This window comes from Nakamurella sp. PAMC28650 (genome assembly GCF_014303395.1).
Classification (GTDB): Bacteria; Actinomycetota; Actinomycetes; order Mycobacteriales; family Nakamurellaceae; genus Nakamurella.
The window spans coordinates 4,540,726-4,563,444 of the sequence record NZ_CP060298.1 but is presented as its reverse complement, the minus strand read 5'-3'; the positions used below and the strand labels follow the sequence as shown (position 1 = coordinate 4,563,444).

The 22,719-nt window shown below is 68.5% G+C and carries 23 protein-coding genes and 3 tRNA genes; 14 read left to right on the top strand and 12 right to left on the bottom strand.

All coding sequences use genetic code 11. The features are described from left to right. The first annotated feature begins 7 nt into the window (after nt 1-7). The 7 genes from H7F38_RS20705 to rdgB all read left to right on the top strand — a co-directional run bounded on the left by H7F38_RS20705 (nt 8) and on the right by rdgB (nt 4,828). Nucleotides 8-394, top strand: coding sequence for a Mov34/MPN/PAD-1 family protein (locus H7F38_RS20705; RefSeq protein WP_187094860.1), 387 nt, complete (start codon nt 8-10; stop codon nt 392-394). Nucleotides 395-525: 131 nt separating this feature from the next. Next, nucleotides 526-807 (top strand): MoaD family protein, encoded by a 282-nt coding sequence (locus H7F38_RS20700; RefSeq protein WP_187091557.1) that lies wholly within the window; start codon nt 526-528, stop codon nt 805-807. Nucleotide 808: 1 nt separating this feature from the next. Further along, nucleotides 809-1,762: a PLP-dependent cysteine synthase family protein gene (locus H7F38_RS20695; RefSeq protein ID WP_187091556.1), complete on the top strand. Its 954-nt coding sequence runs from the start codon at nt 809-811 to the stop codon at nt 1,760-1,762. Nucleotides 1,763-1,838: 76 nt separating this feature from the next. After that, the gene (locus H7F38_RS20690; RefSeq protein ID WP_222618229.1) at nt 1,839-2,528 is read left to right on the top strand and encodes a rhomboid family intramembrane serine protease; all 690 of its coding nucleotides are present in this window, start codon (nt 1,839-1,841) and stop codon (nt 2,526-2,528) included. Between the two features lie 24 nt (nt 2,529-2,552). After that, entirely contained in the window at nt 2,553-3,362 is an 810-nt protein-coding gene (murI, locus tag H7F38_RS20685; protein ID WP_187094858.1) for a glutamate racemase, read from the top strand. A 102-nt stretch (nt 3,363-3,464) separates the two neighbouring features. Next, a complete protein-coding gene (rph, locus tag H7F38_RS20680; protein WP_187091555.1) occupies nt 3,465-4,217 on the top strand; it encodes a ribonuclease PH in 753 nt (250 codons plus the stop codon). Then, nucleotides 4,214-4,828: an RdgB/HAM1 family non-canonical purine NTP pyrophosphatase gene (gene rdgB, locus H7F38_RS20675; protein WP_187091554.1), complete on the top strand. Its 615-nt coding sequence runs from the start codon at nt 4,214-4,216 to the stop codon at nt 4,826-4,828. Before rph ends, rdgB begins: the two co-directional genes overlap by 4 nt. A gap of 15 nt (nt 4,829-4,843) precedes the next feature. Here rdgB and H7F38_RS20670 read toward each other — a convergent pair whose 3' ends face one another. Further along, complete coding sequence (locus tag H7F38_RS20670) at nt 4,844-5,767, bottom strand: hypothetical protein (protein WP_187091553.1); 924 nt, start codon at nt 5,765-5,767, stop codon at nt 4,844-4,846. 139 nt (nt 5,768-5,906) lie between these two features. Between H7F38_RS20670 and H7F38_RS20665 the strand changes: the two genes are divergently transcribed. Then, nucleotides 5,907-6,881 carry a ribose-phosphate pyrophosphokinase gene (locus H7F38_RS20665; RefSeq protein WP_187091552.1) on the top strand — a complete coding sequence of 325 codons (975 nt, stop codon included), beginning with the start codon at nt 5,907-5,909 and terminating at the stop codon, nt 6,879-6,881. A 78-nt stretch (nt 6,882-6,959) separates the two neighbouring features. Here the strand turns inward: H7F38_RS20665 and H7F38_RS20660 are convergent. Then, nucleotides 6,960-7,033, bottom strand: a tRNA-Leu gene (locus tag H7F38_RS20660). Between the two features lie 93 nt (nt 7,034-7,126). After that, on the bottom strand, nt 7,127-7,603 hold the full coding sequence (bcp, locus tag H7F38_RS20655) for a thioredoxin-dependent thiol peroxidase (protein ID WP_187091551.1): 477 nt from the start codon (nt 7,601-7,603) through the stop codon (nt 7,127-7,129). 61 nt (nt 7,604-7,664) lie between these two features. Between bcp and H7F38_RS20650 the strand changes: the two genes are divergently transcribed. From H7F38_RS20650 to H7F38_RS20640, 3 genes are all read left to right on the top strand, one after another. Next, the gene (locus H7F38_RS20650; protein WP_187091550.1) at nt 7,665-7,886 is read left to right on the top strand and encodes a DUF3618 domain-containing protein; all 222 of its coding nucleotides are present in this window, start codon (nt 7,665-7,667) and stop codon (nt 7,884-7,886) included. Between the two features lie 174 nt (nt 7,887-8,060). Then, a complete protein-coding gene (locus H7F38_RS20645; RefSeq protein WP_255498094.1) occupies nt 8,061-9,398 on the top strand; it encodes an Ig-like domain-containing protein in 1,338 nt (445 codons plus the stop codon). A gap of 17 nt (nt 9,399-9,415) precedes the next feature. Continuing rightward, nucleotides 9,416-10,732 (top strand): amidohydrolase, encoded by a 1,317-nt coding sequence (locus H7F38_RS20640; protein ID WP_187091549.1) that lies wholly within the window; start codon nt 9,416-9,418, stop codon nt 10,730-10,732. Here H7F38_RS20640 and H7F38_RS20635 read toward each other — a convergent pair whose 3' ends face one another. After that, nucleotides 10,733-11,578, bottom strand: a complete 846-nt coding sequence (locus tag H7F38_RS20635; RefSeq protein WP_187091548.1) for a DUF1206 domain-containing protein — start codon at nt 11,576-11,578, stop codon at nt 10,733-10,735. A gap of 634 nt (nt 11,579-12,212) precedes the next feature. Continuing rightward, a tRNA-Lys gene (locus H7F38_RS20630) sits at nt 12,213-12,285 on the bottom strand. A gap of 429 nt (nt 12,286-12,714) precedes the next feature. Here H7F38_RS20630 and trpS point away from each other — a divergent pair. Further along, the gene (gene trpS / locus H7F38_RS20625) at nt 12,715-13,785 is read left to right on the top strand and encodes a tryptophan--tRNA ligase (RefSeq protein WP_187094856.1); all 1,071 of its coding nucleotides are present in this window, start codon (nt 12,715-12,717) and stop codon (nt 13,783-13,785) included. 89 nt (nt 13,786-13,874) lie between these two features. Here trpS and H7F38_RS20620 read toward each other — a convergent pair whose 3' ends face one another. The 5 genes from H7F38_RS20620 to H7F38_RS20600 all read right to left on the bottom strand — a co-directional run bounded on the left by H7F38_RS20620 (nt 13,875) and on the right by H7F38_RS20600 (nt 18,025). Continuing rightward, nucleotides 13,875-15,257, bottom strand: a complete 1,383-nt coding sequence (locus tag H7F38_RS20620; protein ID WP_187091547.1) for an 8-oxoguanine deaminase — start codon at nt 15,255-15,257, stop codon at nt 13,875-13,877. Nucleotides 15,258-15,431: 174 nt separating this feature from the next. Continuing rightward, nucleotides 15,432-15,507, bottom strand: a tRNA-His gene (locus tag H7F38_RS20615). Between the two features lie 221 nt (nt 15,508-15,728). Then, nucleotides 15,729-16,331, bottom strand: coding sequence for an oligoribonuclease (gene orn / locus H7F38_RS20610; RefSeq protein ID WP_187091546.1), 603 nt, complete (start codon nt 16,329-16,331; stop codon nt 15,729-15,731). A 133-nt stretch (nt 16,332-16,464) separates the two neighbouring features. Next, nucleotides 16,465-17,265: an SDR family oxidoreductase gene (locus H7F38_RS20605; RefSeq protein WP_222618225.1), complete on the bottom strand. Its 801-nt coding sequence runs from the start codon at nt 17,263-17,265 to the stop codon at nt 16,465-16,467. Next, nucleotides 17,258-18,025, bottom strand: a complete 768-nt coding sequence (locus H7F38_RS20600) for an SDR family NAD(P)-dependent oxidoreductase (RefSeq protein ID WP_222618224.1) — start codon at nt 18,023-18,025, stop codon at nt 17,258-17,260. The genes H7F38_RS20605 and H7F38_RS20600 overlap by 8 nt, the downstream gene beginning before the upstream one ends. Before the next feature lie 262 nt (nt 18,026-18,287). Here H7F38_RS20600 and H7F38_RS20595 point away from each other — a divergent pair, with 262 nt between their 5' ends. Both H7F38_RS20595 and H7F38_RS20590 read left to right on the top strand, forming a co-directional pair. Then, on the top strand, nt 18,288-19,448 hold the full coding sequence (locus H7F38_RS20595; RefSeq protein WP_222618046.1) for an ISAs1 family transposase: 1,161 nt from the start codon (nt 18,288-18,290) through the stop codon (nt 19,446-19,448). Between the two features lie 132 nt (nt 19,449-19,580). Beyond that, nucleotides 19,581-20,099: a hypothetical protein gene (locus H7F38_RS20590; RefSeq protein ID WP_187091545.1), complete on the top strand. Its 519-nt coding sequence runs from the start codon at nt 19,581-19,583 to the stop codon at nt 20,097-20,099. Between the two features lie 69 nt (nt 20,100-20,168). On the opposite strand, the gene H7F38_RS20585 is transcribed toward H7F38_RS20590, so the two are convergent. Together H7F38_RS20585 and H7F38_RS20580 are read right to left on the bottom strand one after the other, a co-directional pair. After that, nucleotides 20,169-21,341 (bottom strand): amidohydrolase family protein, encoded by a 1,173-nt coding sequence (locus tag H7F38_RS20585; RefSeq protein WP_187091544.1) that lies wholly within the window; start codon nt 21,339-21,341, stop codon nt 20,169-20,171. Next, a complete protein-coding gene (locus H7F38_RS20580) occupies nt 21,338-22,717 on the bottom strand; it encodes a glutamine synthetase family protein (protein ID WP_222618223.1) in 1,380 nt (459 codons plus the stop codon). Before H7F38_RS20580 ends, H7F38_RS20585 begins: the two co-directional genes overlap by 4 nt. Between the last annotated feature and the right edge of the window lie 2 nt (nt 22,718-22,719).

Below are 22,719 nucleotides of genomic sequence, written 5' to 3'. Positions count from 1 at the left end.
GAATTCCATGGTCGAGGCCATCGTCACCCACGCCAGAGCCGACCATCCGGACGAAGCCTGCGGGATCATCGCGGGCCCGGTCGGGACGGACACCCCGACCAGGGTCGTTCCGATGGTCAATGCCGAGCGTTCGCCCACCTTCTACCGGTTCGACTCCGGCGAACAGCTGCGGCTGTACCGCGAGATGGACGAACGCGACGAGGAGATCGTGGTGGTCTACCACTCCCACACCGGGACGGAGGCCTACCCGAGCCGGACCGACATCGCCTACGCCGGCGAACCACAGGCCCACTACGTGCTGGTCTCCACCCGGGAGGCCGATGCGGTGGAATTCCGGTCGTACCGGATCATCGACGGTGAGGTCTCCGAAGAAGTGGTGGAAATGATTTCGTAGTCCAGGGACGTTGCACACTGAGGTGCTCGCAGGTCGGCAGCGACAGGCCCCCGGCAGAGCGCCCCGATTCGGGAACCACCCCCAAGTTTCGACCCCACAGACAAGCGAACGAGCAGCACAGGAGAAGCAACATGAGCGTTTCGGTATCCGTGCCCACCATCCTGCGACCGGTGACGAAGGGCGAGAAGACCGTGTCGGCCGACGGGGCGACCGTCGCCGAGCTCATCTCCGATCTCGATGCCCGCTACACGGGCCTCGGCGACCGGCTCGTCAAGAACGGTGCGCTGCACCGCTTCGTGAACATCTACGTCAACGACGAGGACGTGCGCTTCACCGGTGGCCTCGAGACCACCGTGGCCGACGGTGACCAGGTCACCATCCTGCCGGCCGTGGCCGGCGGTTCGCAGGTCTGACTTGGCCAGGTATTCGAGTTTGATCGAGGCGGTCGGCGGGACCCCTCTGGTCGGTCTGCCGCGCCTGTCACCGTCCAAGAGCGTCCGCGTCTGGGCCAAGCTGGAGGACCGCAACCCGACCGGCTCGATCAAGGACCGGCCCGCGCTGGCCATGGTCGCGGCGGCCGAGGCCGACGGTCGTCTGCGCCCCGGATGCACCGTGATCGAGCCGACCAGCGGCAACACCGGGATCTCGTTGGCCATGGTGTGCCGGGTCAAGGGCTACCGGCTGATCTGCGTCATGCCGGAGAACACCTCGGAGGAACGTCGGCTGCTGCTGCGGGCCTACGGCGCGCAGATCATCTCCTCGCCGGCCGCCGGCGGGTCCAACGCGGCCGTGGCGGCCGCCAAGATCCTGGCGGCCGACCACCCGGACTGGGTGATGCTCTACCAGTACGGCAACCCGGACAACGCGAAGGCCCACTACGAGTCGACCGGACCGGAACTGCTCGCCGATCTCCCGACGATCACCCATTTCGTCGCCGGTCTGGGTACCACCGGCACCCTGATGGGAGTCGGGCGCTATCTGCGCGAGAAGGTGCCGGACGTCTCGGTCATCGCGGCCGAACCGCGTTACGGCGAGTTGGTCTACGGGCTCCGCAACCTGGACGAGGGCTTCGTCCCCGAGCTCTACGACGAGAAAATCCTGTCGTCGAGGTTCTCGGTCGGGCCCGAGGATGCCGTCCGGCGGACCCGCGAGCTGCTGGAGGTCGAGGGCATCTTCGCCGGCATTTCCACCGGAGCCGTGCTGCACGCCGCCCTCGGCCTCGCGGCCAAGGCGGACCGGGATGGCCGGGTCGCCGACATCGCGTTCATCGTGGCCGACGCCGGCTGGAAGTACCTGTCCACCGGGGTGTACGGCGCCACCGACGACGAGGCGGCAGCGAGTGGCCTGGAAGGCCAACTCTGGGCGTGACGCCCACTGCCAGGTCCGGGTGGAAATCAGTGCGATCCCTGATCCGGTTGACATCTGAGCTGGGTAGCCTGCAGTCATGACGATGCCATCGATCCCCTTTCCGGCAGCCAACACGCCGGTCAGGAAGGAACGCTCGCTGTTGCCCGCCAAGGTCAAGCCTGCCCTCATGACGGTCGGCAGCCTGGGCGTCCTGTTGACGTTGGTCCAAGTGGTCAACTCGCTGATGTCCTACCGGCTGACCCAGGATTTCGGGATCGTGCCCCGTTCCCTGCACGGTCTGATCGGCGTGCTCACTGCTCCGTTGCTGCACGTGTCGTGGGGCCATCTGCTGTCTAACCTGGTCCCGCTGCTGATCTTCGGCTTCCTGATCATGGTGGGCAGCGTCCGGCAGTTCGTCGCCGTGACCGTGCTGGTCTGGCTCCTGTCCGGCCTGGGTGTCTGGCTGGTCGCCGGCTCCAACAGTGTGACGGTCGGCGCCTCCGGCGTCGTCTTCGGCTGGCTCGCCTACCTCGTCACCCGGGGTGTCTTCACCCGTCACCTCGGCCAGATCGCCGTCGGCCTCGTCCTCCTGGTGGTCTACGGCGGTCTGTTCTGGACCGGGATCGTCACCGTGGCCTGGCACGACATCGGCGGCGTGGTCCAGGTGTCCTGGCAGGGCCATCTGTTCGGGGCGCTGGCCGGAGTGCTCGCGGCCTTCCTGGTCGCCCGGGCTGACCGGCCCCGCCGGACGAAAGACGCGAAACCCGCCCTCTCCCAGGGATTCTGATCCCGTTTGACGCGACCCTCGGCCGTGACCACGAGTGCTCCGATCGGTATTTTCGACTCCGGTGTCGGCGGTCTGACCGTCGCCAGATCGATCATCGACCAGCTGCCGGGGGAGCGGGTCCGCTACCTCGGCGACACCGCCAACGGGCCGTACGGTCCGCTGTCGATCGACGAGGTGCTGCACCACGCGATGGCGGTGGCCGATCATCTGGTCGACTCCGGCGTCAAGATGCTCGTCATCGCCTGCAACACGGCCTCCGCAGCCGGAGCGTTCGAGGAAGCCGTGCGGCGCTATGACATCCCGGTCGTCGAGGTGATCCGACCGGCGGTGCGGCGTGCCGTCGCAGCCACCAAGACCGGCGAGGTCGGCGTGATCGGCACCTCGGCGACGATCGCCTCCGGCGCCTACCAGCAGGCCTTCGCCGCCACCTCCGGAGTGGTCGTCCGGGCCCAGTCCTGTCCGTCGTTCGTCGACTTCGTGGAACGCGGGATCACCTCGGGCCGGCAGGTGCTGGGCCTGGCGCAGGCCTACCTCGCCCCGTTGCAGCGCACCGACGTCGACACCCTGGTGCTCGGCTGCACCCACTACCCGCTGCTGACGGGTGTCCTGCAGCTGGTGATGGGGGAGCACGTCAACCTGGTCTCCAGCGCCGAGGAGACGGCCAAGGACGTGTATCGGCGGCTCACCGAAGCCGACCTGCTGGCCGAGCCCGACGGGCGGCCGCTCGTCCACGAGTTCCTGGCGACCGGTGACCCGGCGTCCTTCGCGCGACTCGGACGTCGCTTCCTCGGTCCGGAGATCACCGTGGTGACGTCGGCGGCCGTCGCGGTCTAGCACCCGGTTCCGTCCGTTGCGTCCTGCAGAGTGCTCGCTATCGCGCTCACTGTGCAGGACGCTACGCATGGCTCGGCCGGGACCGCCATTAGGCTGGCGGGCATGGCAAGACTTGATGGACGAGCTGATGACGAACTACGACCGATCTCCTTCACGCGGGGATTCCAGGCTCACCCGGCCGGTTCGGTGCTGGTGGAGTTCGGCGGGACCAAGGTGCTCTGCGCCGCGTCGGTGACGCGCGGAGTTCCCCGCTGGCGCAAGGGATCCGGCCTGGGCTGGCTGACCGCCGAATATGCGATGCTGCCCTCGGCGACCCACGAACGCAGCGACCGGGAGTCGGTCAAGGGCCGGATCGGTGGCCGCACCCACGAGATCTCCCGGCTGATCGGCCGGTCGCTGCGCGCCTGCGTGGACCTCGCCGCCCTCGGTGAGAACACCATCGCCGTGGATTGCGACGTCCTGCAGGCCGATGGCGGCACCAGGACGGCGGCGATCACCGGCGCCTACGTGGCGCTGGCCGATGCGGTGACGTACCTGCGGGCGGCCGGCGCACTCTCGGACCCGCAACCGCTCTCGTGCCAGATCGCCGCCGTCTCGGTGGGGGTGGTCGGCGGTCGCGTCCGCCTCGACCTCCCGTACGAGGAGGACTCCCGCGCCGAGGTCGACATGAACATCGTCGCCACCGACGTGGGCACGCTCGTGGAGGTCCAGGGTACCGCGGAGGGCGCGACGTACTCCCGTTCGACGCTGGACGCCATGTTGGACTCGGCGCTGGCAGGTATCAAGACCCTGACCGACCTGCAGCGCGCCGCACTGGCTCTGCCGTACCCGAAGACGCTCGAGGCGAAGCTGTGACCAGGGTGCTGTTGGCGACCCGCAACGCGAAGAAGCTCGGTGAGCTGCAGCGCATCCTGGGTGAGCAGGTCACGGTGCTCGGGCTCGGTGACGTGGCCGAGTTCCCGGAGGAACCGGAGACCGGTGCGACGTTCGAGGAGAACGCGGTGGCCAAAGCGGTGCAGGCGGCCGCGGCGACCGGCGAGATCTCCCTCGCCGATGACTCCGGTCTGAGCGTGGATGCGTTGAACGGGATGCCGGGGGTGCTGTCCGCACGCTGGGCCGGCCGGCACGGCGACGATCCGGCCAACAACGCGCTGCTGCTGGCGCAGCTCGGGGACGTCCCCGACGACCGGCGGGGAGCCGACTTCGTCTGTGCACTGGCCCTCGCGGTCCCGGGCGCAGAGCCGATCGTCAGGCGGGGGGACTGGCGTGGTCGTATCGTCCGGGAGTCCAACGGCGGCAACGGTTTCGGTTACGATCCCCTGTTCGTCCCGGTCGAGAGCGACGAGGCCGGCGACGGGCGGACCTCGGCACAGCTCGCTCCGGCAGAGAAGGACAGGCTCTCGCACCGCGGTCGCGCCATCGTCTCGATGCTGCCGGAACTGAAGGTCGCTCTCGGCCTGGCCTGATCTGGGCCCGGCCTGTCAGATCTGGGTCTGGCGAACGCCGATGATCCGGCCATCCTTCTTGCCCGAAGCCCTGGCCATCGTGGCCGCGACACTGGCCCCGAGCATGACCAGTCCGAGCACGAGCGAGAAGCCGACGATGTTCCAGGTGGAGAGCTGGCCGACCGAGAAGACCGATTTCGTCCAATCGGCGAATCTGGTGGCACCGGACGTGCTGAACAGCGTCCAACCGCCCATGACGGTCAGTGCGACCCCGGGAATGATGGTGGCCCACGGTGACCAGCCGTTGAGGCCGACGGCGCCCAGCAGCAGCACGGCGCCGAGGGCCGCGAGGCCTGAGTCCTTGATGACCGTCTTCTGCTGACCGAAATCCTCGGCGGCTGCCACTCCGAACTTGGCGGCGAGGTAGACGCCGCCGGCCGAGAGCAGGAGACCGATCAGAGCCGCCAGGAAACCGGGTCCGACCCGGGACGAGGTGGTGAGGACCAGGACGGTGGAGGAGGGCGGCGGCACGGCCGCGGGCGGCGCATAGGCCGCGGGATACCCGGCTGGTGCGTACCCGGGGGTGGACGGTGGGTAGACCGACGTCATCGCCGGCTGGGAGCCGTAGGACGGCTGGCCCGCATAGGCGGTGGGCGACCAGCCCCCGGCCTCGGCCGTCGTGGAAGCGTCGGATCCGCTGATCGGCGCCCCGACCGGAGGGTTTCCGACCGTCGGCATCGGCGCCGCGAACGGGGCGGCCGATTCGTCGCGCACGGGCGTCGGGTAGTGGGACGCGGCAGATTGGGGTGGAGGAGCGTGCGGCGCGGCAGCCACGGCGGCCGGCTGGTCGTACCCTCCGGCCGGCGGACGCACCACCTGGGTGGCATCGGAACTGTGGTCCCCCCACGAGCCTCCGGAGGCCGGACCGTCGCGGCGATCTTCGGGCGTCTGCTCCGTCATCGGGGCCTCTTTCCACCTGCTAGGAGTCAGGTCCGGGCAATTGTTGCACCCGTCGGCCGCTTCGGCGGGAGGCGCGTGCGCCGGCCCGAAGGGGGTCGGTAGGCTGAGTTTGTCACCGACCGACGCAGAGGGGCTGGTTTTGCGAGATATCGCGGTGTTCAGCGGTAGCGCACATCCCGAGTTGGCGTCGGAGGTGTGCGCGCAGCTCGAGGTGCCTCTCCTGCCCACCCGGGTGCAGCGGTTCGCCAACGACTGCCTCGAGGTCCAGTTGCAGGCCAACTGCCGCGAGCGCGACGTCTTCCTGATCCAGCCCCTGGTGACCCCGGTGCAGGAACATCTGGTGGAGTTGCTGCTCATGCTGGATGCCGCCCGCGGGGCCTCGGCCGCCCGGACCACGGTCGTGATGCCGCACTACGCGTATGCGCGCTCGGACAAGAAGGAGGCTCCGCGCATCTCCATCGGGGGCCGACTGGTCGCCGATCTGCTGGTCACGGCGGGCGCCTCCAGAGTGTTGGCCATGACCCTGCACTCGCCGCAGGTGCACGGATTCTTCAGTGTTCCGGTCGATCACCTGCACGCGCTGCGGGAGCTGGCCGGCCACTTCCGCGAGTACGACCTGACCAATACCACCGTCGTGTCCCCCGATCTCGGCAATGCGAAGGAGGCCGCGGCCTTCGCCCGCCTGCTCGGGGTGCCGGTGGCGGCCGGCGCCAAGCAGCGTTTCGCCGACGATCGGGTCAGCATCAGCGCGGTGATCGGTGACATCACCGGGCGCGACGTGATCGTGCTCGACGACGAGATCGCCAAGGGCAGCACCATCCTGGAATTGCTCGACCGACTGCGCGAGCTGAAATGCCGATCGATCCGGGTGGCCTGCACCCACGGATTGTTCGCGGCCGGGGCCCTCAAGCGGATCGGCGATCAGCCCGACGTGCTCGAGATCGTCTGCACCAACACGGTTCCGATCCGCAACGACGAGCGGACCCCGAAGCTGACGGTGCTGTCGATCGCCCCGGCCCTGGCTGAAGCGATGCGCCGGATCCACAACGGTGAATCGGTCAGTGCATTGTTCGACGGACCGCCGCCGATGCCGATCGGCGAACCATTGTTCTGACGCCTTGCGCGGGCGCCGACGATCGCGTCGGAATGCTGGCGCATTTCGTCCGGACCCGGCGAACCCGGCGAAACCCGGTGGGGCCGAAGGGAGTCGAACCCTCACTGGCACGGACCTAAACCGTGTGCCTCTGCCAATTGGGCTACGGCCCCACGCCACTTTCGCAGCGTGCGTCATCGTACCTGCCGTCACGTGTTCGGTCGCCGGTCGCCGGTCGGCGGTCGGCGGTCGGCTCCGGCCCGGACTCAGCCGGCGAGACCGATCTCCTTCAGGACCCGCGCCACGTGGCCGGTCGCCTTGACGTTGCGCCACGCCTTCGTGATCCGGCCGTCCGGACCGATGACGAAGGTCGAGCGGATGACGCCCATCACGGTGCGGCCGTAGTTCTGCTTCTCACCGTAGGCGCCGTAGGCGGTGAGCACCTCACGCTCCGGATCGCTGAGCAGCACGACGTCCAGACCGCTCTTCTCGGTGAAGGCCGCCAGTTTGCTGGGCGCGTCCGGGGACACCCCGAGGACGATGTAGCCCGCCGTGTCCAGCTCCGGTTTGGCAGCGCTGAAGTCGCACGCCTCGGTGGTGCAGCCGGGCGTCATCGCCGCCGGGTAGAAATACAGGATGACGTTCTGACCGGTGAAGTCGGCCAGGCTCACCTTCGCCCCGGCCGCGTCGGAAAGGGTGAAGTCGGGTGCTGCGTCGCCCACGTCGGGGAGTTTGGTGGTCATGGCGCTAGGGTAATCAGCTGTGGGCCGCCTCCGGTGCGGCCCTGTACTCACAGGAGGCCAAGTGGCCCGCGACGCGGACACCATCCAGGCGGAAATCGAGCGCGCCCGAGATGCGCTGGCAGTCACCGTCGACGAACTGACCACCAGGGCCAACCCCAAGCGGATCGTCGAACAGGGCAAGCAGACCCTCCGGGCGAAGCTGGACGAGCCCAGGATCAGGTATGCGCTGATCGGTGCCGGAGCCCTCGTCGGGATCCTGATCATCCGGCGACTCTTCCGCTGAGCCGGGGTACCACCGGCCCGCTGAGCCGGTGCTTCATCGGCCCCGTGCGGAGCACAACCTCAGGCCCGTCGGGCCGGGACGGTATTCTCACTCACCATCGGCGGTTGCCGGTGAAAGGGGCAGGGCTGATTCGGTCCCGCCGGGGTTCGTTGATCGGTGAGGCGGGATCTTCTGATGGGTTCAGGTCGTCGTCTGACGCCCGTCACCGCTGTCGTGGGACTGATGCTGCTCCTGGCGGGGTGCACCTCCGCCCAGAGTGCGTCCACCGGCTCCATTCCGCCCCCCGTCCCCTCCTCGAGCGCGCCGCACCAGGCCGCCTCGGGCGCCCCCTCCACCGTTGGTCCGGTGGGAGTTGCCGGGCCGGGTGCGGGGACGGCCCCCTCCGCCTCGATCTCCCCCTCGTCGGGCACGCTCCCGGTCGGCCCGGCGCCGAACCCGGCGCTCCCGGCGGTGGCGAAGGTCCGTGCGTCGCCGGCCTTCGGCACGACGGACATGTCGCCGGCCCAGTCCGTGGTCGTCTCCGTCGCGTTGGGCCGCATCACCAGGTTCACCCTGACGAATCCTGACGGCAAGGTCGTCAAGGGCGCGCTGGCCAAGGACGGTTCGTCCTGGACGCTCGGTGAGGTCCTCGGATACGGGAAGACCTACACGGCAACCGGTTCCGCGGTCGGCACCGACGGCAAGACGGTGGCGATCAAGGGTTCGTTCAACACGGTCAGCCCGGATACCAGAGTGCAGGTCAACGTCTCGCCGGGTGATGGCGACATCGTCGGGGTCGCGGCTCCGGTCATCGTCAGATTCGGCGTGGAACCCGCTGACCGCGCCTCGATCGAACGCAACGTCACCATCACCACCACTCCGGCCGTCCCGGGCGCCTGGGCCTGGATCCAGCACGATGACGGACTGTGGGCACTGGACTGGCGGCCGAAGGGTTACTGGCCGGCGAACACCAAGGTCCACGTGGCCGCGAACGTCTACGGTCTGAAGTTCGGCCCCGGAGAGTACGGCGCCGACGACGTCACCAGCGATTTCAGCATCGGACGAAACCAGGTCGTCTACGCGGACGCGAGGAGCTTCAAGATCGTGGTGGAGCAGAACGCCAGAACGGTCGCGGAATACCCCGCCTCCTATGGTTCCGGTGACGACATCGGTGACCCCAACCGGGTGACGAGGTCGGGAATCCACGTGATCAACGAGATGCTGCCGGTGCACAAGATGAGCAACCCGGCCTACGGATACGTCAATGTCACCGAATACTGGGACGTCCGGATCAGCGACAACGGCGAGTTCATCCACCAGAACCAGGGCACCGTCGGCGATCAGGGCGTCGTGAACGTCAGCCACGGCTGCATCAATCTGTCGGCGGTCAACGCCAAGGCCTACTTCAGGTCGGCGCTGGTCGGCGATCCGGTGGAGGTGACGGGCACCAGTGTGCAGCTGTCGGCCGCCGACGGCGACCTGTTCGACTGGACCATCCCCTGGGACAAGTGGCTCAAGCTGTCCGCACTCTAGAAGGCCACGAACACCCCATGACTGAAATTCGGATCGCGCCCCTGACGGTGGTGCCAGAAGCCGGGCAGGTGCTCCGCGAGGCGGAGCTGGCCGTGTCCACCGACTCGGGGCGGATCACCTACCTCGGTCCGGTGCGGGGTCCGCTCGGCGCCGGCGACATCGACGGCGCCGGCCGGCTCGCCATACCGGGTCTGGTCAATGCGCACACCCACTCGGCGATGACACTGTTGCGGGGCTATTCCGACGATGTCCCGCTGCACACCTGGCTGACCCATGTGCGCGCCTTCGAATTGCGGTTGACCGCGGCGGACATCCAGGCGGGTCTCCGTCTGGCACTGGCCGAGATGCTCCGCAACGGGACGGTCGCCTTCATCGACATGTTCCAGTGGGACAGCACTCTCCTCGCGGCGGTGTCCGAAGCCGGGATGCGGGTCTCGGCGGCTCCGGCCGTCTTCGGATACGACTCGGTGGCCTTCCCGATGGCCGATCCGACGCCGGGGTCCGACATCCTGGAGAGGACCGCGGCCCTGTCGGCCGAATTCGCCGGCGACCCACTGATCGGCCTGGCCTACGGGCTGCACGCGCCATACACCTGCCCGCCGGAGATGGTCGCGGAAGTCGCGCAGCGCAGCCGGGTCAACGGCATCGGGGTGCACATCCACCTCTCGGAGACCGCGCGCGAGGTCGACGATTCTCTCCGGCAGTTCGGCGTCACCCCGATCCGTCAGGTCGCCGATCTGGGCCTGCTCGACGGGCGGGTCCACGTCGCGCATGCGGTTCACCCACGGGCGGGTGACTTCGAACTGCTCGGCCGGCCGGGCGTCACGGTGTCCCACAATCCGGTGTCGAACCTCAAGCTCGGCGCGGGGATCGCCCCGGTGGGCAGATACCTGTCGGCGGGCGTGCGGCTCGGGCTGGGGACGGACTCGGTGGCGTCGAACAACACGCTCGACATGTTCGAGGAGATCAAGACCGGGGTGCTGGCCCAACGGGGTCTGGCGGTCGACCCGTCCGTCATCTCCGGCGCCGACCTGTTCCGGATGGCCACCGCGGGAGGAGCGCCGGCCGTCGAACCGGGGCTGTCGGGTGTGCTGGCGGTCGGGGAGCCGGCCGACCTCGTGCTGCTGGACGTCACCGGCACGACGGCGTCGCCGTTCACCGATCCGGGCTCGTTCCTGGCGTACGCCGCCCGGGGGACCGACGTCACCGACGTATTCGTCGCGGGTCGCCGGGTGGTCGCGGGTCGCCGGGTGACCACCATCGACGAGGCGGCCGCCAGGGCCGACGTGGCGGAGCGGGCCGCCAGGATCCTGGCCGAGTTGGCGGCCGGCTGACTACTGCCGCTTCGCGTGCCGGGACCAGGCGAAGCAGTAGGCCCCGAAAGCGGCGATCCCCAGTGCCATCAGCGTCAGCAGGATGGCGCCGAACGGCTGACTGCGGAGGGTCCGCAGAGCGCTGTCCAGGCCGCCGGCCCTGTTCGCATCCACGGTGACGGCCGCAACGACGAACAGCACGCCGATGATGGCGAAAGCGACACCCTTTGCGCAGTGCCCGATCTGACCGAGGCGCAGGACGAAAGGAGAAACGCTGCCCTCGAGGTCGTCGGTGAACTTCTTGGCGATACCCCGGTAGGCGAGCCGGAGGCCGACGACCACGACCGCGATGCCGACCAGGACGACGAGCACGCGCCCGAACGGGACGCCGAGCAGCCGGGCGGTCATGCTCTTCTCGCTCCGGTTGCCCGACTTCCCGTGGCCGGCGGCCGTCGAGACCGCGCTGATCCCGATGCCCAGGTAGACGACGGCCTTGCCGGCCGCGCCGAGGCGCCGGGCGATCTTCTTCTTCTGGTCGGTCTCGCTCCGATACCCCCAGATGGCAGGGAACAACTGCCACAGGACCAGCGCGAACAGACCGATAGCGGTGATCCACAGCAGGATGTCGCCGATCCCGGACCCGGCCATCTGGGCGAGTGCGCCCTGTTGCGAGGCCTCCCCGCCGCCGCCGGTCCAGGCCAATTGCAGGGCGATCCAGGCGATCAGCAGGTGCACCACGCCGTAGGCGATCAGACCCACCATGACCAGAGCCCCGAACGCCTCGCTCTGTTCCACCCGCTTGCCCTGCTGCTCGGCATCCCGGCCCGCCTCGGCGGCTTCGTTGCGGACGTTGCTCGTCGCTTCCATGCGATGGGATTCCCGTCTCTCGGATTCGTCGATGTTCAGTTCCCGAAATCCCGTCGGCGACACCCGATGGTTGGCGCGGATGGCGGCCGACCTCCCTTCCAGACGGGAGGTTCGATGTGGTGGTCATCGGTGGAAGTCCCTACCGGCTGACGCCAGAAGCAGTGGTCATCCCAGCGCCGTTCGTGTGGCCCATGTTCGAGATGATCGGCGCGGGTCCGGCTACTCGTTCTGGTGAACGTATCGGCGGGCACCTGCTGGCCCTCCGCCAGTGGGAGCTGCTTGCCCGTGACCGGAAGCCCGACAGGCCTGACCAGAGGTGCTACCGATCGAGGCCCCTACGGCATGAACTGCCCTGGGCTCGCGGCTGCCCTGGCCGAGCACTCGCGATCAGGGATCTGCGCATGCGTCCCCGCTCTTCCTGGCACCACGACCGCTGACCCGGCCGGCGGCCACCACTTGATCAGCAGATCAGCTGAACCGGGCCGATCTGACGTCTCGGTATCGGTCTCGACGTCGTGGCGGGTCACAGCTGGCGGGTAGAACCTCAGGCCGGCCCGGAAACCCTTCGGCACAACGGACGAAGAGTCCCACGCCGGAGGCAAGAGCCACCGACAGATGAATAACTTGCTAGACGTGCGCCATCAGGGACTCGAACCCCGAACCCGCTGATTAAGAGTCAGCTGCTCTGCCAATTGAGCTAATGGCGCATGTTCACCGTCTCCGGTGGGCGAAGCAGAACTCTACAGGCCCCGGACGTGACAACGAAAACCAGCAGGTCAGGGAGCTTGCCGCCGCGTGGATCGTCTCGGTCAGATGTGCGCCAGGTCACGCAGAGCTGCTGGGCTCTCCGCGTTCCGGACGGGCGTCATCGGCGAGTTTGCCGACCGGGTGCTAACTTTCTTCCGTGACCAGCGCATCCGTTCTCCGGACCAGCTGGTGGCTGCCTGCCTGACGGCGGCCGCGACGTGACACCAACACCCACCACAGGCCGCCTCCGGGCGGCCTGTGTTCGTTCCCCCACGGGTGGGACGGCATACCTGCTCGGCGGCGGCTCCTTGACCCGAGGAGAAACCATCGACACCCAGGATTCGCGCTCGCCGAACAAGTCCGAGGACGAACCCAGGTCCTCCCCGGTTCTGGCGCGCACCCACGAGGGCGAGGACGCGTCATTCCGCCGCAGTCAGCAGCGATCGGACTCCCTCGAACGGGGGATCCGGACATCACCCGCCTCGCACCTGGTACTCAGCGGAGACCGGCCCACCGGCGACCTCCACCTCGGTCACCTGCTCGGCACGCTGGCCAATCGGATCCGGTTGCAGCGTCTGGGTGTGCCGTTGATGCTGGTCATTGCCGACTACCAGGTGATCACCGATCGCGACGCCGTCGGGCCACTGCGGCAACGGGTTCGGAGTCTGGTGGCCGATTATCTGGCAGCCGGTGTCGACCCGGAGCACACTGCGATCTTCGCGCATTCGGCTGTCCCGGCGCTGAATCAGTTGATGTTGCCGTTCCTATCGCTCGTCACCGATGCGGAATTACATCGCAATCCCACGGTGAAAGCTGAATCCAGCGCCGCTGATCGCCCACCGAGCGCCCTCCTGCTGACCTATCCGGTGCATCAGGCGGCCGACATCCTCTTCTGCGGAGCAACTGTCGTGCCGGTCGGCCGGGACCAGCTGCCGCACCTCGAGCTGACCAGGGTGATCGTCCGACGATTCAACGAACGGTACGGGGCGGTGTTCGAATTGCCGGAGGCTCTGCTGTCACCGGTGCCGGTCCTGCTCGGCACCGACGGTCAGAAGATGTCCAAGTCACGCGGGAACGCCATCGCGCTGGGTGCCGACGAGGACACCACGGCGCGGCTGCTGCGCGGCGCGAAAACCGACTCGTTGCGGCACATCACCTATGAGCCGCGCAGTCGTCCGGAGGTGGCATCGCTCCTGCAGATCATCGCCTCGCTCGGCGGTCGTTCGCCGGTCGAGATCGCAACGGAGATCGGGGGCAGGGGAGCGGGCGCCCTCAAGGCGATGGCCGCGGAGGTGGTGAACGAATCTCTGCGCCCCTTACGTTCTCGGCGGCGAGAACTGCTCGCTGATCCCGGTTATCTCGATGGCGTCCTGATCGACGGGGTGGCCCAGGCCAATGCGATTGCCAACGAGACCCTGCAACGAGTCAGGGTCGCCATGGCCATGGACTATCTCGGCTGAGAGGCCGGACGTCCTGCAAAGTGCGCGCGACAGCGCGCAGTTCGCAGGACGTCCGCCGGATCAGCGCCGTCGGATCTACCGCCGCCGGATCATCGGCCGGCAGCGGCAGCGAGCTTGCGAGCAGCGGCACTCGAAGCCCGGCCCAGGGTCCCGGCGTCGGCGTTGACGAGCTCACCCGACTCGACGACGGGCGCTCCGCCGACCGTCAGCAGCTCCAACGGGCTCCGGCTGCCGAGGACGAGAGCGGCCACCGGGTCGGCGATGTCGCCGCCGCCGATGGTGTCGACCCGCCACAGCGCGACGTCGGCCAGTTTGCCGACCTCCAGCGAACCCAGGTCGTCCTGCCGGCCGAGAACCGTTGCCCCGCCGATCGTCGCCATCGACAGCACCTGACGCGCAGACATCGACGTCGAACCACTGCGCAGGCGGGCGACCAGCAGCGCCTGGTGGAGTTCCTCGTCGAGCCGGCCCGACTCGTTGGAAGCCGCGCCGTCGACCCCGAGCCCGACGGTGACACCGGCGGCCAGCATGTCGGCGATCGGCGCGATCCCGGATCCCAGCCGTGCGTTGGAGGTGGGGCAGTGCGCGACGGACGTTCCGGTGGCGGCGAACTTGGCGATGTCGGCCGGCGACGGCCAGACCGAGTGGGCGAACCAGACGTCCGGGCCGAGCCACCCGAGGTCCTCGATGTAGTCGACCGGGCGCCGCCCGAACTTCTCCAGGCAGAAGGCCTCCTCGTCCATCGTCTCGCAGAGGTGGGTGTGCAGTCGCACACCGTGTCTGCGCGCCAGGGCGGCGGCCCCCGTCATCAGTTCGGCGGTCACCGAGAAGGGGGAGCACGGCGCGAGTGCGATCTGCAACGCGGAGTCGGGCGACGGGTCATGCCATCGGTTGATGGCCTCCTCCGAGGCGATCAGGGCGTCCTCCGTCGCCTCGACGACCGAGTCCGGAGGGAGCCCGCCCGACGAACGTCCCAGGTCCATCGAGCCGCGCGTGGGGTGGAACCGGAGCCCGATCCTCCTCGCTCCGGCGATGGTGGCTCCCAGCACGTCACCACCGGCCTTCGGGAAGACGTAGTGGTGGTCGGTGGTGAGGGTGCATCCGGACATCGCCAGCCAGCCGAGATTGGCTGCGGCGGCGGCCTCGGTGGTGTCCTCGTCGATTCCGGCCCAGACCGGGTACAGATCGTTGAGCCATCCGAAAAGCGTTGCATCCTGGGCGTATCCACGGGTGATCCACTGGTAGAGGTGGTGGTGGGTGTTCACCAGTCCCGGCGTCGCGAGCAGGCCGCGGCCGTCGATCCTGCGGTCCTGACGATCCAGCCAGCCCGCCGGAACGGCTCCGGCGCCGACTGCTGCGATGCGGGTGCCCTCGATCACCAGATGGCCGAACGGGTACTCGGTGCCGGCGGGGTCCACGGTGGCGATCGCACAACCGGACACGACGGTGACGACGGGTGGCGAAGCGGACATCTGGTTCACCTGTTCTCGCCGTGGCAGGCCGGCGCAGCGACCGTGCCACCCGGGCATTGCCGATGCACGATGAGGGCGTTTCGGACAGATCACCACTCACGCCACGGCCGAAGCGGACGACTGGGGATCGAAACGCAGAAAGGGCCCCGACGCGACGGTCGGGGCCCTTCCACGTGGGGTGAGCGACGGGACTCGAACCCGCGACCACCGGCACCACAAGCCAGTGCTCTACCAGCTGAGCTACGCCCACCATCGCGGAACCAGGAGAACTGCCCGAGAGCGGGATACCGTCTCGTTCCGCATCCCGAGGCTGGCCAACGGGACGCCATAGTCTAACCGACGATCGAGGGTGGATTCACCGTGCGCCAACGGTCGACCGGAGTGCCGTCCCCCGGGGAACGGCACTCCGTCACCGGAGCAGCATCCGGCCGGAGCGCCCGCGAGACGCCGGGAACGCGTCAAGGCCAAGGCTCAGGGCCGGTCCAGCAGCTTCGCCGCGACCGCCTGCGCCTGTTCGCTGCCCGGGCCCGGGGCCGGCACGAACACGGTCTGGCGGTAGTAGGCGAGTTCCCTGACGGACTCGATGATGTCGGCCAGCGCACGGTGGGCCATGCCCTTGGCCGGCTGCGCGTAGTAGACCTTCGGATACCAGCGGCGGGTCAGTTCCTTGATGCTGGACACGTCGATCATCCGATAGTGCAGGAAGTTGTCGAGCTCCGGCATGTCGCGTGCGATGAATCCACGGTCGGTACCGATCGAGTTACCCGCGAGCGGGGCCGTCCGTGGCTCCTTCACGTACTGCCTGATGTAGTCGAGCACCATCTTCTGGGCCTCTTCGATGGTGACGGTCGCAGCCCTGACCTGCTCGGTCAGACCGGATTTCGCGTGCATCTGCTCCACGACCTCCGGCATTGCGGCGAGCGCCTCGTCCGACGCGTGGATGACCACGTCGACTCCGTCGCCCAGCACGTTCAGCTCTCCGTCGGTCACCAGCGCCGCAATTTCGATGAGAGCATCGCTGTGCAGATCGAGCCCGGTCATCTCGCAGTCAACCCATACCAGTCTGTCGTTCACACCCACCGACACTAGGCCATCTCCGCCGGCACCGAGGCATCCGTGGCCGCCCGAGCGATCCGAGCCGTCCGCGGCGGTCCGTTCGCGGTGCGTGCCCGACGCACGGACCTCGCCGACCCCGACGACGGACTGCTCAGATCTCCTGGTTCACCGGCAGGATGACCAGGTCCCTGATGCCGACGTGCCGGGGTCTGGTCAACATGAACACGACGGCGTCCGCGACATCCTCGGAGCGGATCCCGTCGCCGGCCGCGACCCGGGCGTTGATCTCGTCGGTGCTGGTGACCTGCCAGAGATCGTTGAGCACCACGCCGGGCGCGACGGCGCCGATCCGGATGCCGGAGCCGACGAGTTGCCGGCGCACGGCGTGGACGAAGGCCTGGACCGCATGCTTGGAGGCCGAGTAGATCGGCTCCCACGAGATCGCCTGGTGTCCCGACACGGAACTGGTCACGATGATGTCGCCGCCGTGGCCGGCCCCCCGCATCGCCAGGACGGCGGCATGGACCGTGTTGATCACCCCGGAGACGTTGGTGGCGATCAGGCGGTCGAAGTCCGCGGTCTGCCCGTCCCACAGGTCGCCCGGCAGGTAGACGCCCGCGTTCGCGACGACCACATCGAGCCGGCCGAACTCGGAGATGGCTGCCGCCATCACCTTCGGCCCGGCATCGGTCGCGGACACGTCGACCGTCAGGACGGCGGTCGGCCCCGGCAACCTCGCCGCCGCCGCGTCGAGTTTCTCGCGGGTCCGCCCGGTCAGCAGCACCGAGGCGCCCAGGGCCGAGACCGCCGCGGCGGTGGCCAGTCCGATGCCCGAACCGGAGCCGGTGACGGCCACCACCCGGCCGGCCATCGTCCCGCCGGCCGGCGTGCCACCGGATGCGCGTGCGAAGGGCTCGCCCAGGAGGGGCTCGGCCGGAACGGGGTCAGACAATCGAGTAGCCGCCGTCGATGACGATGGACTCGCCGACGATGTACTGCGAGACGTCGGACGCCAGGAACGCGACAAGTCCGTCGAGATCGGCCGGCTGTCCCATCCGGCCCGCCGGGATCAGCGTCTTCCAGTACTTGCCCAGTTCTTCGTTGGAGTCCAGGAACTGTTTCGTCATGTCCGAGAGGAAATAACCGGGGGCGATGGCGTTGACCCTTATTCCTTTGGAGATCCATTCCACTGCAAGGGATCTGGTGATCTGGTCGACGGCCGCCTTGGAAGCGTTGTAGGACACCTGGTGCTGTGGCACGTTGACCACGAATGCCGACATGGACGACACGTTGACGATTGCGCCCTGCCCGCCGGCGGCGAACACCGATCGGGCGAAGGCCTGGCAGCTGAAGAAGGTGCCGGTCAGGTTCACGTCGATGACCTTGCGCCAGGCCTGGGCGGTGACGTCGGTGGAATCCCCCCAACTGGTGATGCCGGCGGCGTTCACCAGGATCGACGGGGTGCCGAGCGAACCGGCCACGGCCGCGATCGCTCCGCCGATCGAGTCCTGATCGGTGACGTCGGCCGAGATCCCGACGGTGCGCACACTCCTGGTGCTCGCCAGTCGTGCGGCGCTGTCGGTGACCTCGGGCAGCAGGTCGATCAATGCGATCTCGGCTCCATGGGCGGCGAGTGCACCGGCCATCTGGTAGCCGAGGCCCCGCGCGCCGCCGGTGATGACTGCGACTTTGCCCCTGAGGTCCTCGTACACGTCGTTGTTCCTCCTCGTGCGGCACCGTCGCCGCTTCTGCTGCACACCCGATGTGTGAGTCACGATCTGATCGCGACAATAGTTCCGCGCTCAGGTGGCTCGGCCACGTGGGCAGGGCCCCGGCAAAGTCGGGTTGACAATTCTTGAGCTGCGGCGATGGGTTGCGACACGCCGGGAGGGGCGGTTTGCGGGTGGGCGTGGCCCACGGTGATGATCATGAAGGTTCTTGAGGCCACTCACTCACAGCCAAGGACCACGCCCGATGTCATCATCACCCAGGTATACCGTCGTTGACCAATTCGACGAAGATGAGTTCCCCGACATCCCCACGGCGCCGGCGGCGTTGCTCCGAGCCCTGCGATCGGTTCCCGACCCCCGCAGCGCGCGCGGCCGCCGGCACGGCTTGTCCACCATTTTGGCGGTGGCCGCGTGCGCGGTGATCGCCGGTGCCCGCTCCTTCGTCGCCATCGCCGAATGGGCCGCCGACACCGCACCAGCAGTATTGGCCAAACTTGGCGTATCCAGTGAGAGACCCTGCGAGTCGACGATCCGGCGAACCCTGAACAGGATCAACGCCGACGGTTTGGATGTCATCGTCGGGACCTGGGCCGCTGTGGTCGCCACCGCGTCGAAAACATTTCAAGTGATCGCAGTCGACGGCAAATCGGTCCGGGGATCCGCCGTGGCCGGCGGCCGGTGCCGACATCTGCTCTCAGCGCTCACTCACACCGCAGGCCTGGTCCTGGGGCAGTTGGACGTCGATGTCAAAACCAACGAGATCCCCATGTTCGCCGAGCTTTTAGACAACATCGAGTTGCTCGGTGCGTTGGTCACCGCCGATGCGATGCACTGCCAGAAAATCCATGCCAAGTATCTCGTGGAGCAACGCGGAGCGCATTACCTGCTCACCGTGAAAGGTAACCAACCGACGCTGCGGCGGCGACTGGCCCAACTCCCATGGAACGACGTCGACGTCACCGACACCCAGAAGGACCGCGGACACGGACGGATCGAGAAACGAACCCTCAAAGTCGTCACCATCGCCGCGGGAATTCTGTTTCCGCACGCCGCCCAGGCGATTCAGGTGAGCAGAAAAGTCCGGTCGATCCGATCCAAGAAGTGGCATACCGAGACCGTCTACGCGGTCACCGACCTGCACCCGACCCAGGCGTCCGCCGCGCAGCTGGGCACCTGGCTCCGAGGACACTGGTCGATTGAAAACCGTTTGCACTGGGTCCGGGACGTCACCTTCGGTGAAGACCTGTCCCAGGCCCGCACCGGCAACGGACCCCAGGTCATGGCCACACTACGAAACCTGGCCATCGGACTTCTTCGACTGGACGGAGCCCGCAACATCGCAGAAGCCGTCCGACATCACGCCCGAGACCCCCACCGACCACCCAAACTCGTGCTGACCAGCTAAAACAGCCCGACATGAGCGATCTGCGACTTTGCCGGGGCCCTGGCCACGTGGGTGACCCAAGGTCCCTCGGTCCCGAGCAGGAGATCCCGTCCGTCCGGCGTCGAGGTCCGGGCCCGGTTAGGATCAACCACCGTGAGCGTCTGGATCTGGGTCATGGTGGCGCTTCTCGTGGTCGCGGTGCTGATGGTGGTGGTCGCACGCCGGGCTGTCGGCGGCGTCGACCCGACGCAGCTCCTGCTCGATCCCGAACTGGTCGGCCGGGTCAGGGCGCTGGCCCGCGCGAACCAGAAGATTCCGGCCATCAAGATGTTGCGGGACGGCACGCCCGGTCTCGGGCTGGCGTCGGCGAAGCAGATGGTCGATCGGATGGCCGTGCCGCCCGTGCAGTCGGTCCCGCCTATCCCGCCCGCACCGCAGGTGTCCGCATCCTCCCCTGGCGACTTCGGGCAGACCGGCACCGAGCCGGCCGGACCCGATCCGATGAAGCATCAGCCGATCGGGCCCGACACCGGCACCCCGGTGGAGACGACTCCCAGCGCGTCGACGGTGTCGTTGGAGGTGGAACTGCAGGCCAGGTCGATGAAAGCGTCCGGGCAGCCGGTCTCGGCGATCAAGCTGGTGCGCGAGCACACTTCGTGGGGACTCCGCTAGGCGAAGGACTACGTCGACGGCCTGTAGTTCGCGGCCGTGCGAGCGGGCCGGCCCGGAGCCGCCGCGCGCTCAAATCCGGTAGACGCGCTCGGCGTTGCGGCGGCCGATCATCTCCGCCACCCGGATCGCATCCCGTTCGGCCCAATCTCCCTGACGTACCCACCGGCCCAGCACCTGACCCATTCCCCGGCGCCACAGCACCGCGCCGAGCAGGTGCAGCTCCGGAGGCCCGAAGGCGTCGGAGGAGTAGAGCTGCTTGGCGAACGGCGCCAGCTCCAACGACTGGGCCACCAGATCGGTCGCCCTCGCCCCGAGGTGGTTCACCGAGAGCCCGATGTCGAAGTAGACCTGGTCGAAGGCCTGTGCCAGGTACCCGGCCTCCCGGTGGAAGGGGTAGCAGTGCAGAAGCATCACCGGTACCGCGGCCACCACGGGCTGCCGGAGCAGTGGGAGCAGGAGCATCGGGTTGACGCGGTGCAGATCGAGATCCCGGTCGCCGAAGCCGACGTGGAACTGGACCGGCAGACCGGCGGCGGCCGCGCAGTGGATGCCGAAGGCCGCCAGCACCGGCGAGGTCAGCCGGATCGGCCGACCCTCGGCGATCTGCTGCGCCCACTCCCGGGCGGCGACCTCGACCGCCGACCCGGTCGGCGGGGACCAGTCGATGTCGAACCCGCACCGGTAGGCCACCACGGACTTCGTTCCGACCACTCCCGGGCCGGCGCCCGCCAGGCGGGCACGCATCGCGTCGGCGTAGTCGGTCGGCGAGACACCCTCGGCCATCAGGGATTCGGCCAGCGATTCCAGCCGGAGGATCTCCACCGATTCGCCGTCCGACCAGGCCGACAACACCGATGGCGACACGATCTGATCCCCGGAGTAGCCGGTGTCCACCACCCAGGTCCGGACGCCGGCGGCCACGAGCATGCGACGCGAGAGATCCTCCGTCGACAGTGCCGACCTGGCCGCCACGTACTCGTCCGGGTCGGCGTGGGCCGCCAGCCCGAGAATCGGCGCACACCACCGTCGCACCGCAAAACCGAGCTGGGAATCGAACTGCGTCATCCACGACGGGATCGGATCCGGCGAGCCCTCGTTGAGTGCTTCCTCGAGCGTCGCCCGGGAGACCGGCCCGGCGAAACACCCGTGCACGTGGTGATCGACCAGGGACAGTGCCGCGAGCGCGCCGGCCAGCCCCGACGGAACCTCCGGATCCACACCGGCGAACGGGTCCGGGCTCATCCCGACCACACCATGCGCAGAGCGGCGGACAGTTCCTCCACCGGCAGGTCGGCGTACGCGGCAATCTCCCACCGGCGGACCGCCAGCAGTGACTGCACGATCCGGGGCCCGAGGATCTGCTGCGCGAGAGCGGAGGTCTCCAGCAGCTCGGCGGCCTGGACCGGATCGTGCGGGAACCGCGGGATGGGGTCGCCCGGGATCGACGACGGATCCACCGCCACCTCCTCCGGCAGCGCTGCTGACGAGGCGATACCCGCCAGCGCCAGACCGAGGATGCTCGCCACCGCGAGGTACGGGTTGGCGGCCGGATCCACGCACTTGACCTCGATGTTCGCGCCGTACGGATTGCCGGGCGTCGCCGCACACAGGCGGACGCCGGCCTCACGGTTCTCCAGGCCCCAGCACGCGTAGGCGCCGGCCCAGGTCCCGGGGCCGAGCCGGGTACCGGACAGCGGCGCGCCCGCGACCACCGCGATGAACTCGGGTAGGCCGTTGACGATGCCGGCCAGTGCGGCAGCACCGTCCGGTTGCAGGCCATGCGGACCGGTGCCGTCCGACAGCAGCGGCTGCCCGTCCCGGCGAAGCGAGAGGTGCAGGTGCGCACCGTTTCCCGCGCTGCCGACGAAGGGAACGGGGGAGAACGAGACGCCGACTCCGTGTCGTCCGGCGATGCGCCCCAGCAGCACCCTGGCCAGGACGACCTGGTCGGCGGCGGCCAGCGGGGCCGCCGGGGGAAGGGAGATCTCGTACTGGTCAGGGCCGTACTCGGCGTGGACCTGTTCGACCGGCAGCCCGGCCGAGGCGAACGTCCGGACCAGATCGGTCAGGAACGGGCTGTGCGCCAGCGCCGGTGCCGCCCCGTACGGCTGCCAGGTGCCGGTCGTCAGTCGCTCGCCGGCCGGACCGGTCAGGACGAACTCCAGTTCCGACCCGATGAGGACCTCGAGGCCGTCCGCGCTCACCGCCGCGACCATCTCGCGGAGTCGCCCCCGCGCGCAGCCCGGATCCGGTGTGCCCTGCTGGTCGAAGAACTCGGCGGGGGCCCAGGCGATCCGGTCTCCGATGGGCGTGATCGACCCGGTCTCCAGCCGCAGCCGGAGGTCGCCGGTGACGCCGATCGCTGGGGTGTGGGCGATCCCGACACCGTCGAGGCAGAACGCGTTCAACGTCGGTGAGGCACCCAGCCCCGGGCGGTGGAACGACTCGACCCGCTGCGCCGGCACCGCTTTCGCCCTGATCACGCCGGCCATGTCCACCACCGTGCCGACGATCAGCTCGATCCCGCCGGACTGGAGGCGGACGTGCAGATCCGCCAGGTCCGCCGCAGTGGCCGACCCCGGCAGCGCCTGGGACGACAGCACGTGCTGGGCCGTCACGT

Excerpts from the sequence above, each read along its gene's own strand:
- H7F38_RS20705 (WP_187094860.1), top strand. The coding sequence starts at position 8 with ATGGTCGAGGCCATCGTCACCCACGCCAGAGCCGACCATCCGGACGAA.
- H7F38_RS20700 (WP_187091557.1), top strand. The coding sequence starts at position 526 with ATGAGCGTTTCGGTATCCGTGCCCACCATCCTGCGACCGGTGACGAAG.
- H7F38_RS20690 (WP_222618229.1), top strand. The coding sequence starts at position 1,839 with ATGACGATGCCATCGATCCCCTTTCCGGCAGCCAACACGCCGGTCAGG.
- rph (WP_187091555.1), top strand. The coding sequence starts at position 3,465 with ATGGCAAGACTTGATGGACGAGCTGATGACGAACTACGACCGATCTCC.
- H7F38_RS20670 (WP_187091553.1), bottom strand. The coding sequence starts at position 5,767 with ATGACGGAGCAGACGCCCGAAGATCGCCGCGACGGTCCGGCCTCCGGA.
- bcp (WP_187091551.1), bottom strand. The coding sequence starts at position 7,603 with ATGACCACCAAACTCCCCGACGTGGGCGACGCAGCACCCGACTTCACC.
- H7F38_RS20645 (WP_255498094.1), top strand. The coding sequence starts at position 8,061 with ATGGGTTCAGGTCGTCGTCTGACGCCCGTCACCGCTGTCGTGGGACTG.
- H7F38_RS20640 (WP_187091549.1), top strand. The coding sequence starts at position 9,416 with ATGACTGAAATTCGGATCGCGCCCCTGACGGTGGTGCCAGAAGCCGGG.
- H7F38_RS20635 (WP_187091548.1), bottom strand. The coding sequence starts at position 11,578 with ATGGAAGCGACGAGCAACGTCCGCAACGAAGCCGCCGAGGCGGGCCGG.
- H7F38_RS20620 (WP_187091547.1), bottom strand. The coding sequence starts at position 15,257 with ATGTCCGCTTCGCCACCCGTCGTCACCGTCGTGTCCGGTTGTGCGATC.
- H7F38_RS20595 (WP_222618046.1), top strand. The coding sequence starts at position 18,288 with ATGTCATCATCACCCAGGTATACCGTCGTTGACCAATTCGACGAAGAT.
- H7F38_RS20585 (WP_187091544.1), bottom strand. The coding sequence starts at position 21,341 with ATGAGCCCGGACCCGTTCGCCGGTGTGGATCCGGAGGTTCCGTCGGGG.